Genomic DNA, 11,416 nt, shown 5'->3' on the forward strand with positions numbered 1-11,416 from the left:
GTTTTGGAGGAGAACAATCTGTGCGTTTCAAAGATGCATTCCAGTTAGGTTCTTTTGGTTCTTCCTTAGAAGCTGGATTGGGATTTGATGCTAAATTGCTTCCAAACTTTTCTCTTTACGGTGATGTTCTCTATCAACATAAAATTTATAAGGCTGGTTTTTCTGGAACCAGCTTTTCTGGAGGAGTGCGTTATCAGTTTTAGAACTAAGGTACAGTATGTATCTTTATACAAAAGGCAGCACATTGTGCTGCCTTTTCTTTATAATAGTCTATTTTTATGCTCAAAAAATCATTGCTATTTTGATTATGAATAAAGATACGAATAATATTTTTTGTGTTTTTACGTATAGACATCTTTCTATGTGATGGTCAGTTTTCTGAAAGCTTTAGCAAATTTTCTTAAAAAATTTTATGATTATAGTGCTATATTGTATCTGATTTTATGAGCTTTTATGGTGGATTCTTAGTGTTCGTGTACTATCATTCTTTATGTTGATTTGAATTATCTGTCACAAAACATGATGTTTTTTGACTGTTTTGAAGAACTGGTTGTTACTGATTTAAGAAATCTTTTTCACTCATACTTTTAGTCAATCGTTTAGATTTGCAATAATAAGTTGTAAATTTAATTAATTGCGACTTATAATTTTATTTTTGCTTTACACAAAATACAGAATGCACTATACACCTATAAAGTGTGATGAATTGTTATTCACTTATAGGTAGCCATTTGTTGCAAATAGATTTTTCGCCGAGTTTATTTGAATAACGTATTCCACCGGTTAAGTGAGCTGTAAGTGCATCCTTTTGTGGCATCTTTTCATATCTAAGGTGCTCTTTGGCGTGTGCTGAAAGTGTTTTTGTTGTCAATGAGAGGGGTGAGAGAGTTTCGAGGAAACTATGATTAAAGTGTTTAAAAATCATGCATATTTATGTACCTTCACAACAGCTATCCTTTCTTTATTACAAAGTGGGATAGGGGCGTGCGCGCAGGCATCACATACGGAGAGTAGTGAAGGTAGGCTTTATAAGATCACGGTTTCTCCTGTTGTTTCAACTCCTGATATATATGTATCTCCCTATATTTATTCACAAAGTGGAGCAGGCGGGTATGCACAGTTAGAAAACAATGGGAATGGGTTTTATGAGATTACTGATTCTGCGAGTAGGGTGCTTGATTATGTATCCGGGAACGGTATTGATGGTAGGTTGAGTGGAGAAGAGGGAGCGAGTAGTCCAATAGAGGGAAGACAACTTAATAATGCCGATTCTAATATGCATGAGTCTAAAGACCCTTCAGAATTTTCTATTAACACGAGTTCTGTTTTGAGTGGCAATAACAGTGGAAATCCTCTTAGTGGGATAGGGGGTGACAAAGCTGGTGATAGTTATGTTTTCAAAAAAGATCAGTCAGGGAAAACGGTGCTGTTTAACGGATTATATTATCTATGCGACGATTGCGGACAAGATACAATTAACAATAAATCTTATACGATTACGGATGAAAATGCTTCCCGATATCCCTCTAATACTGCGATAACGGTGAGGGGACCAAAGGCAGAAGTGATTGGGGAGAATATAACTATTAGTAGTGAAGTTTCTGACAAGTCTCATACATACGGTGTGTCTGTATCAGAAGGGGGAAAAATTACTTTAAAAAATTCAGTGTTGGAGAATGCAAAGACAGCCTTTCAAGCGGGTAAAGGGACAATTAATGTAGAGAATGGAAAGATTAGCGGAAGTCATAAGGCTGTTGAGGCAATAGGAAAAGATGCGCATGTTGTCTTAGAGAATACAAAGATTGCAACAAGTGATGGGAAGGCAAGCCTTGTAAGTTATGGTGGTTCAGAAATTTTTATGAAAGGTGGCTCCGTTGATTTCAAAAATAGTTCTGGAGTATCTTCAACATTGAGCGGCAAGATAACTATTGAGGATGTGACTTTTACTGGAAAGGGAAACGAGAACAAAAACCATGCAGTTTTTTTAATGGATTTAAAGGGAAAAGTTAATTTTTCGGGGAATATTGATGTTGAAGACGCCCATGGCATATTGTTAGAAAATACAGTCAATAATCCTAATTCGATTCCGCTACCTGAAAGTGAAACAAGCAATGGTGGTGTAACAGAGGTAAACATAAAAGATTCTTCCATTACAGTAAAGGGTATGGGAGCTCATGGTATATATTTTCGAGGGAATAATGTGTCGAATGCCTCTGACTTTCAAGAACTCGCTTCATCAGGGCAGGAAGAGGCTATACCGAGATTGGATGTTGTTAATTTGAAAGCAACAGTATTTTCAGTTTTTGATGATGCGGCTATTTATGCTCAGAATACTGTTCACGGTGCTGTCAGTTTATCGAGCAGCACTCTTCGTTCAAGGAATTTATTATTAAAAGCTGAGAATGGTGCTTCTGTAACGGTTTTGGCAGATACCTCTACCCTTGAAGGAAATGCTTATGTTGATGAACATTCTACGGCTGAACTTTATTTGGGAGATGGGGCAATATGGAATTTACAATCAAAAGGACAAAGCAAGCAGAGTGAATCTAATTTGAAAGATAAATCATCTCTTTCACTTTTAAGTCTTATGGATAATAGTGATGTTAATTTTAAAGAGCCGGAATCTGCCCAGAATTATTATTATCATACACTCCACGTTGGAAAAGGCATAGGTGAGGCTTATAGGGCGAAGGGTGGTGCAAATATTTATCTTAACACATATTTGAATGAAGGCGGGGCTCTTGAAAACCAAAAAACTGATCGTGTTTTGATACATGGTGATGTTTCTGGAACGACAATGGTTCATATACGTCGTATTTCAGGAAGTCCTGGAGGATACACGGGGAATGGTGGCAATAACCAAGGGATCTCAATCATTCAGGTTTCAGGTCAAGCAAAGCAGAGTTCATTCCAGTTAGAGGATGATTATGTTACATTGGAGCACTCACCTTATCAGTATCAATTGTATGCTTATGGTCCACAGTCTGATTTAGGGGTAGCTGATCCTCATCAAAGATTGGTTGCCGGTGAAGGAGAGTTCTGGGACTTTCGTCTCGAGAACAGATATATTGTTCCTACACCAACGCCTTCTCCTGAGCCTGAACCGTACCCAAAACCTTCTCCTAGTCCTGCACCAACACCCCCTCCTTTTCCTGATCCGGAACCAGATCCAACACCAGATGTAAAAGCTGTTGTTCCGCAAGTTCCCACCTACCTTCTTTTGCCCAATGTCTTATTCGAAATTGGTTTGATGAGTGTTTCCAATCAAAGCAAACAGCTAGAAGCTTGGCGAAATGGTTCTGGTGAGTCGTCAGAAATGCATGAAAATTCCGCTTTTTTCCTGCGGGGTTATGGTACTCATCAGCGTTATCATTCAAATCTTTCTGCATTTAAATATGGTTATGGAGGTGAGTTTGATTATAATGCCATAGACGCCGGTGTTTTGTTGCAGACCATCGAAAGTGCCTATGGTGTTATTTCTTTTGGGGTTCTAGGCTCTTACGGAAGGCTTTCTTTGCAACCCTTAGATGTTGAACAAAGCCAAAAAAGTGCATTTGATCAATGGTCAGCGACATTGTATGGTGGTTTACGGTGTGATGAGGGTTTTTATGTTGATGGTCTTGCCTCTTATGGTCTGTTTAAAGGTGATGTTCTCACCCTTGCACGTGATAAGACAGCAACCTTAAAAGGGCGTCCTCTGAATGTTTCCTTAACAAGTGGTTGGACATTTGCCACGGGATATGAAGGTTTTTTTGTTACCCCACAGGTTCAGGCTATTTATCAGCATCTTCAATTCAAGAAGACTCGTGACGTTGATGATTTTGATATTGATATGGGTAAACTTGATCAATGGGTTGTGCGTGCAGGAGGTCGCTTAACAAAGACATTGGATGCGACAGATAACGCACATGTTGTCTCTTTTTATGGTAAGTTTTATGTTACTCATGGTTTTAAAGACAAACACTTTGTACACTTTAAAGATGCTTTTCAGCTTGGAGCTTTTGGTTCTTCGTTAGAAGGTGGTATTGGTTTTAATGCACAATTATCTCCACGTTTTATGCTTCATGGTGATGTGGCTTACCAGCACAAATTGACCAAGGCTGGTTTTTCTGGAACCAGCTTTTCTGGAGGGGTTCGCTACCGGTTTTAAGGGTAAGGACAGAGTACGTATTTTCACATAAAAGGCGGCATATGTGCTGCCTTTTACTTTATAAAAACAATGTTAGGATCGAAAAGTTACTGCTTTTTGCTACAAGAAAAAGGAGCTGTAATATTGTTTGTTTTTATGCATAGAAATAGCTTTCTATGTTAAAGCAAATTTTCTTAAAACACTTATAATATAAGATAATTATAATAATCGATTTTATCTCAGGGGGATGGTGTGCGTTTGTCCAATCTCGCGAAATAGTTTATGGCGCTCTCTTTTTTTCTTTTGGAGTTTTATATGAGCTTATTTTAAAGTTATTTTTTTACAAATTGAAGCAGTTTTTATTTCCATATCCTTACTTAATTTCAAAATCAATAATGACAAGTTGTGCGCGTGTTAAATACACGTAATGGTTTTATTTTTTTGCTTTACACAAAATACAGAATGAATTATACACTTATAAAGTGTTTTATCGTTATATTCTCTTTTGGGTGGTGTTTGTGCGGCACATAGGTCTTTTACTAAATTAGTTTGAATAACGTATCGCACCAGTCAAACGAGCTGTATGTACATCCTTTTGGCTATTGCCTTTTCATATATCGATGTATGCGTCAGGGTTATTATGCGAATGCTTTTTTTTCAGTGGAGGGGAAAGGAAGTTTCGAGGAGACGAGGAGACTATGTTTAAAGTATTTAGGAAACATGCATATGTGTGCAACTTTACAACAGCTATCCTTTTTTTTCTACAAAATGGAATAGAGTCTTATGCACAAGCAAGGGAGAGTGTAGATTATAAGATTACAGTGGTGTCTCAGCCCTTCTCTGTGAGCCCTGTGATGGAATTATTGCAAGGGTTTAGTGTGGCTCATTTTAGAGAAGAGTATGGAGAGCGCTTTGACACGAAAAGCTTTAGTCAGAGATATGAAGATACCTTTAATGGGGGAGGGAGGAGTCAAGGTACAGGAAACATTGATATCGGCTATAATAGTTTTAATGATAAAGTAAAGGAGAATGAAGGGCTACTCATCCATGAAGTAGAAGAGGCAGGTCAGCTTATTTTATATGATGGGGGATACTTTATATGCAACAATTGTAGAAAATACACAATTAATGATAAATTCTATAAGTTTGCGAATAATTCTAATCATTTTACTGCTTTAACGGTAAGGGGGCCGGTTGCGGAAGTTACGGGAAGAAATGTAACGATTGGTAGCGAAGTTCAAGATAAAAATTTTACACGTGGTGTATCTGTATCAAATGGTGGGAGGGTGCTTTTAGACACACCAATTCTGAAGAATATCAAGGTAGCTTTCCAAGCAAGCCAGGGAACAGTTAAGGTTAAGGGTGGAAATATTACGGGAAGTGAGATGGCAGTTCAAGCCATAGGAAGAGGAACGCATATTATTTTAAATGAGATAAAAATAGAAACAAGCGGTGGGAAGGCAAGCATTTTTAATTTCGGTGCTCCAGAGGTTAAGATAAAAGGAGCGGAGATTTATTTTAGAGACAGTCATGGGGTTCATTCTGAATTAAAAGGAGATGTAGCTTTTGATGATGTTACTATTCATGGAAAAGGTAAAGAACAGAATGCGGATCGTCATGCAGTTTTTTATGTAGGAATAGGGGGAAGCGTGAACTTTGAAGGAGGAACTATTAAGGCTGAAAACATTCACGGCATCTTGTCAGAAGGAGCTGTTTATACTTCAAGTCTGGATATACAGCCTGCAGATTTGCTGAAGGATTTTCCTACGACTGAAGTCAATATTACATCTTCATCTGTTGAGGTGGAGGGGAAGGGGGCAAATGGTATATATTTTCGGGGAAAGGAACCAATGATTGTATCCAATTTTCAAAGTGTGGATTCATCAGAGGCCGAAAAAACACCGCATAAATTGGATGTTATTAATTTAGATAAAGTGGTATTTTCTGTTCCTAATAGTGTGACCATTTATGGCACAAATAATGCTTATGGTGTTGTCACTTTAATACAGAGTATTCTGTCAGGACGCTCTTTGTTACATGTTGAGAAAGGTGGTTCGGTAAAAGTTTTAGCAAATTCTTCTAGTCTTGAAGGAGATGCTTATGTTGATGAACATTCTACGGCTGAACTTCACTTGGGTAGCGGTTCTACATGGACTTTACAACCAAAAGAACCGAGAGGGCAGAGTGAAACTGGTGAGAAGAATGAGTCATCAATTTCATTTTTAGGTCTCATGGGGGATAGTTCCGTTAAGTTTACACAATCCAAACCCGATGAGAATTATGTTTATAAAATGCTTCGCATTGGAAAAGGCATAGGTGAGGCTTATAGGGCGAAGGGTGGTGCAAATATTTATCTTAACACATATTTGAATGAAGGCGGGGCTCTTGAAAACCAAAAAACTGATCGTGTTTTGATACATGGTGATGTTTCTGGAACGACAATGGTTCATATACGTCGTATTTCAGGAAGTCCTGGAGGATACACGGGGAATGGTGGCAATAACCAAGGGATCTCAATCATTCAGGTTTCAGGTCAAGCAAAGCAGAGTTCATTCCAGTTAGAGGATGATTATGTTACATTGGAGCACTCACCTTATCAGTATCAATTGTATGCTTATGGTCCACAGTCTGATTTAGGGGTAGCTGATCCTCATCAAAGATTGGTTGCCGGTGAAGGAGAGTTCTGGGACTTTCGTCTCGAGAACAGATATATTGTTCCTACACCAACGCCTTCTCCTGAGCCTGAACCGTACCCAAAACCTTCTCCTAGTCCTGCACCAACACCCCCTCCTTTTCCTGATCCGGAACCAGATCCAACACCAGATGTAAAAGCTGTTGTTCCGCAAGTTCCCACCTACCTTCTTTTGCCCAATGTCTTATTCGAAATTGGTTTGATGAGTGTTTCCAATCAAAGCAAACAGCTAGAAGCTTGGCGAAATGGTTCTGGTGAGTCGTCAGAAATGCATGAAAATTCCGCTTTTTTCCTGCGGGGTTATGGTACTCATCAGCGTTATCATTCAAATCTTTCTGCATTTAAATATGGTTATGGAGGTGAGTTTGATTATAATGCCATAGACGCCGGTGTTTTGTTGCAGACCATCGAAAGTGCCTATGGTGTTATTTCTTTTGGGGTTCTAGGCTCTTACGGAAGGCTTTCTTTGCAACCCTTAGATGTTGAACAAAGCCAAAAAAGTGCATTTGATCAATGGTCAGCGACATTGTATGGTGGTTTACGGTGTGATGAGGGTTTTTATGTTGATGGTCTTGCCTCTTATGGTCTGTTTAAAGGTGATGTTCTCACCCTTGCACGTGATAAGACAGCAACCTTAAAAGGGCGTCCTCTGAATGTTTCCTTAACAAGTGGTTGGACATTTGCCACGGGATATGAAGGTTTTTTTGTTACCCCACAGGTTCAGGCTATTTATCAGCATCTTCAATTCAAGAAGACTCGTGACGTTGATGATTTTGATATTGATATGGGTAAACTTGATCAATGGGTTGTGCGTGCAGGAGGTCGCTTAACAAAGACATTGGATGCGACAGATAACGCACATGTTGTCTCTTTTTATGGTAAGTTTTATGTTACTCATGGTTTTAAAGACAAACACTTTGTACACTTTAAAGATGCTTTTCAGCTTGGAGCTTTTGGTTCTTCGTTAGAAGGTGGTATTGGTTTTAATGCACAATTATCTCCACGTTTTATGCTTCATGGTGATGTGGCTTACCAGCACAAATTGACCAAGGCTGGTTTTTCTGGAACCAGCTTTTCTGGAGGGGTTCGCTACCGGTTTTAAGGGTAAGGACAGAGTACGTATTTTCACATAAAAGGCGGCATATGTGCTGCCTTTTACTTTATAAAAACAATGTTAGGATCCGAAAAGTTACTGCTTTTTGCTACAAGAAAAAGGAGCTGTAATATTGTTTGTTTCAATGGATGTCGTTTTGTTTTTTTGGAAAAGATAAATCAGACTTTTGGGTTTATTGACTTCCAATTTTTATACCATATTAGCTGTTTTTATCCTTAGTAAATTGATTTATAAAGACGAAGACATGTCTTTTATAAGAAATGGTAATGTTGAGCACAGCAATTTTTTCCTTCTATTATTTGTATTTAAAATTATAAAAATTGTTTTTGGTGCGTTATAAAAGTGATTGCTGTGTAGATAAAATCCTTTAAAAAGTAAGTAACTATAAATAAGGAAATATAAATATCTTATTTTTATGATTTTTTAAATGCAGAAGTCATTGTAATATTAAAAGCTAATAAAATGAGGGGGGTGTTTATAACTTTATAAGTTGTAAGATAACGTGGTCTAATGAGTTTTATATGACAACCTTTTCTAAAAACATTATTATACTTTAAATTTTTTCTGGGAAATAGATTTATATAAAAAATAAGATGGTGAGATTACAATATATTGATTTATAATAATAATTTATTGCTTTGATATTGAGTTCGCATTTAAAGTATCGTATAATTCTCTCGTTTTAATTTATTTTATTTTAATCCAAATAGAGTTATTCATTTATACATTACAAGTGAAATCGATACGTAGATAAAAGTCGCTTGAGAGAGAATTAAAAATGCTCCTTATATATTATTTTACTGTAAAAGCTGTTGATGTCATTATGGACTGATAAATATAATAGTGATGTTGGTTATGTTACTGCATAAGTGTACAGAAGAATAGTATTGCTCAGTCCTTGATGCTTCTATGGGGGGCTGTTCACACGATATAATAAGAAAAAGCATTAAGTGTTGCACAGTTTTTACTTGAAAAAATATCAAATTGAGATGGTTTTGGAAGTTGCAAGATTGGATGAGAAGCAAGAGATAAAGCTGTAAGTTTTATACTTTAATAACATGATGATCACTCTATTAAAAATAAATCAAATAGATATATACAAATTTGTGATTATTTCCAGAGAGTTATGGTTAACAAATACTCACTTACCCGTTCTGTTAGGTAAGGAATGGCACGTCAATTTTAAGGTTAGATCAAGTTTTATTGGTGAAAATACCTAAAACAGCATAATGTAAATTTATAGTAAAACTTGCCATTACCCAAATTATTTCTTGATTGCATATTTACATAAAATACAAAATAAATTAATTAATCAGAAAAGTAAAACAAAACGCATCAAATAAATTGCCCTTCATGAAGGCGGATTTAATCCGTTTTGTGCTTTTTTAACTGGGTAGGACAATATGGTGGAATTATGGTAAAAATATTTAAAAGTCATTTCTTTCTATGTGCTGTCACAACAGCAATGATTTTTTTTGTGCACAGTGTAAATGCTACAGGAAATGTTACCCCGACGGTGAAAAATGGGACTTCATGTGGTGAGGTTTCTAATGGTAAAAGTGCCTCATCCTATAAATGTCATGACGGAAAAGAGAAAAAAATCTCTGGTCAAAGTTATCAGAAAATTAAAGGTGTGAGCGAAACTGTTGCAATAGAGGTATCTAAAAATAATACAGTGCTTAGAGGGGAAAATATAACCGTTAATAGCGCAAATAATGGCACAGAAATCTGGGAAACCGGTGCAAAAGTGTCGGAGGGGGGGGAAATTTTTCTGACGAAGTCGACTTTGAAAGATGTATCAACAGGAGTGGATGTTGTTCATGGTCGTGTTGAAATTGAAGGAGGAGCAGTTGATGCAAGAAAAGTTGGAGTTTCTGCACATGTAGAAAATGGTGTTAATGGGAACTCGTACGTTTCTTTAGTTAATACAAATATTAATACAAGTGACGGAGGGGTAGGTCTCTTTAGTCGTGTTATTAACACAAACGATAACACGAGTAATCCTACAGGCAGTAGAACAAATAATGATACCGAGAGTGGTACAGAGAATGGCACAAATAAAAGCAATGTAGTGAATAGTAATTCAGTCCGTAAACGAGATGCAACTATTGATATGAATGGAGGCGAAATTGACTTTACCAATGGTGTCGGGGTTAAAATAGAAAGAGCAGGAAGGATTACTCTGCGGGCTGTATCTATTAAAGGGAAGGGTCATCAAGTAGAAAATACAGAAAAAGTGAATGAAAATTCAGCTTTTCATATAGTTAAAGATGATGGCTTTATGTTCTTTTCTAAAGGTACAGTCGATGTTGTTAATACGCATGGTATCTTGTTACAGACAAGACACAGTTATGTTGGGATATCAGAATCTAATGTTAGCGTGAAGGGAGGAGAAACCTTTTATGGTATGCGCTTTTTAAAGGATTTAGAAGAAAAAAACATTACGACTATAACTGGAAACTATACTGTTGATTTAGACAAAACTTCTTTTATTGTTCCCAATAGTACAGCTATTTATAGTAGCAAATTTTATAGTTCGGTTAACCTTACAAAGGGTACAGAACTTTCTGGAGATTTATTACTGAGAGCTGATGATAAGGCTTCTTTAAAAATTTTTGCTGATAACTCTACTCTTTCAGGGGGAGCACGTGTTGATGAAAGCTCCATTACCTTATTGAAGTTAATGAATCATTCAAAATGGACTTTATCGCGTCCTCAATATCAAAAAGCGCAGAGTTCTGATTCCATAGGTATTTCATCTATTTCAAGAGTGCACCTTTCTGATAGTTCTATTATTTTTAAACAACCGGAAGCTAATATGGTCGATGGCTATCAAACCCTGTGTGTTGGAGAGGGGGCGAAGGTTGTTTATAGTCCGGTTGGTGAAATACGTGTTCGCGTTGGAGGAGAGGGGGCAGTTTATAGTACGGAGGGTAATGCCCATCTTCATCTTAATACATATTTAAATAAAGGGGGAGCTCTTCAAGATCAAAAAACGGATCGTCTTTTAGTTCATGGTGATGTTGAGGGACAAACAATAGTCCATGTACACGCTGTTCCAGAAAGTCCAGGAGGGGGAACAGGAAGTGGTGGAAATAACCATGGGATTTCCATTATTCAAGTCTCTGGAAAAGCAAAAGAAGATTCTTTTAAACTCGATGGTGATTATATTGCATTGGATAATTTACCTTATCAGTATAGGCTTTATGCTTACGGTCCAGAGTCTCGTTTAGGAAAGGCGCATGCTGGTCAAAGGTTGGTCAAAGGTGAAGGAGAATATTGGGATTTTCGTCTTGAGAATAGGTATGTTGATTCTACTCCTAAAGTTGAAACTGGTTTAAAGCTTTTTGCTGGTTCAAATACGAATCTTCATCGTGAAAGTTCTATAAGATCAGTTGTACCACAGGTTCCAACTTATCTCCTTTTGCCAAACAGCATATTCCACGCTGGTTTAATGGATATCAGCAGTCAAAATAAGCAG

The 11,416-nt window shown here is 37.2% G+C and carries 4 protein-coding genes; all 4 read left to right on the forward strand.

The annotated features are described in order from the left end of the window. On the forward strand, nt 1-203 hold a 203-nt coding region (locus ABID23_RS07270; RefSeq protein ID WP_354190748.1), incomplete at its 5' end, for an autotransporter outer membrane beta-barrel domain-containing protein. A gap of 698 nt (nt 204-901) precedes the next feature. Next, the gene (locus ABID23_RS07275; RefSeq protein WP_354190751.1) at nt 902-4,150 is read left to right on the forward strand and encodes an autotransporter outer membrane beta-barrel domain-containing protein; all 3,249 of its coding nucleotides are present in this window, start codon (nt 902-904) and stop codon (nt 4,148-4,150) included. Nucleotides 4,151-4,857: 707 nt separating this feature from the next. Then, the gene (locus ABID23_RS07280) at nt 4,858-7,923 is read left to right on the forward strand and encodes an autotransporter family protein (RefSeq protein ID WP_354190753.1); all 3,066 of its coding nucleotides are present in this window, start codon (nt 4,858-4,860) and stop codon (nt 7,921-7,923) included. A gap of 1,426 nt (nt 7,924-9,349) precedes the next feature. After that, nucleotides 9,350-11,416: autotransporter outer membrane beta-barrel domain-containing protein (locus ABID23_RS07285; protein ID WP_354190756.1), on the forward strand; the 2,067-nt coding region annotated here is incomplete at its 3' end.

Origin of the sequence: Bartonella silvatica, assembly GCF_040545155.1 — a bacterium.
GTDB classification, from domain to species: Bacteria; Pseudomonadota; Alphaproteobacteria; order Rhizobiales; family Rhizobiaceae; genus Bartonella; species Bartonella silvatica.

Excerpts from the sequence above, each read along its gene's own strand:
- ABID23_RS07275 (WP_354190751.1), top strand. The coding sequence starts at position 902 with ATGATTAAAGTGTTTAAAAATCATGCATATTTATGTACCTTCACAACA.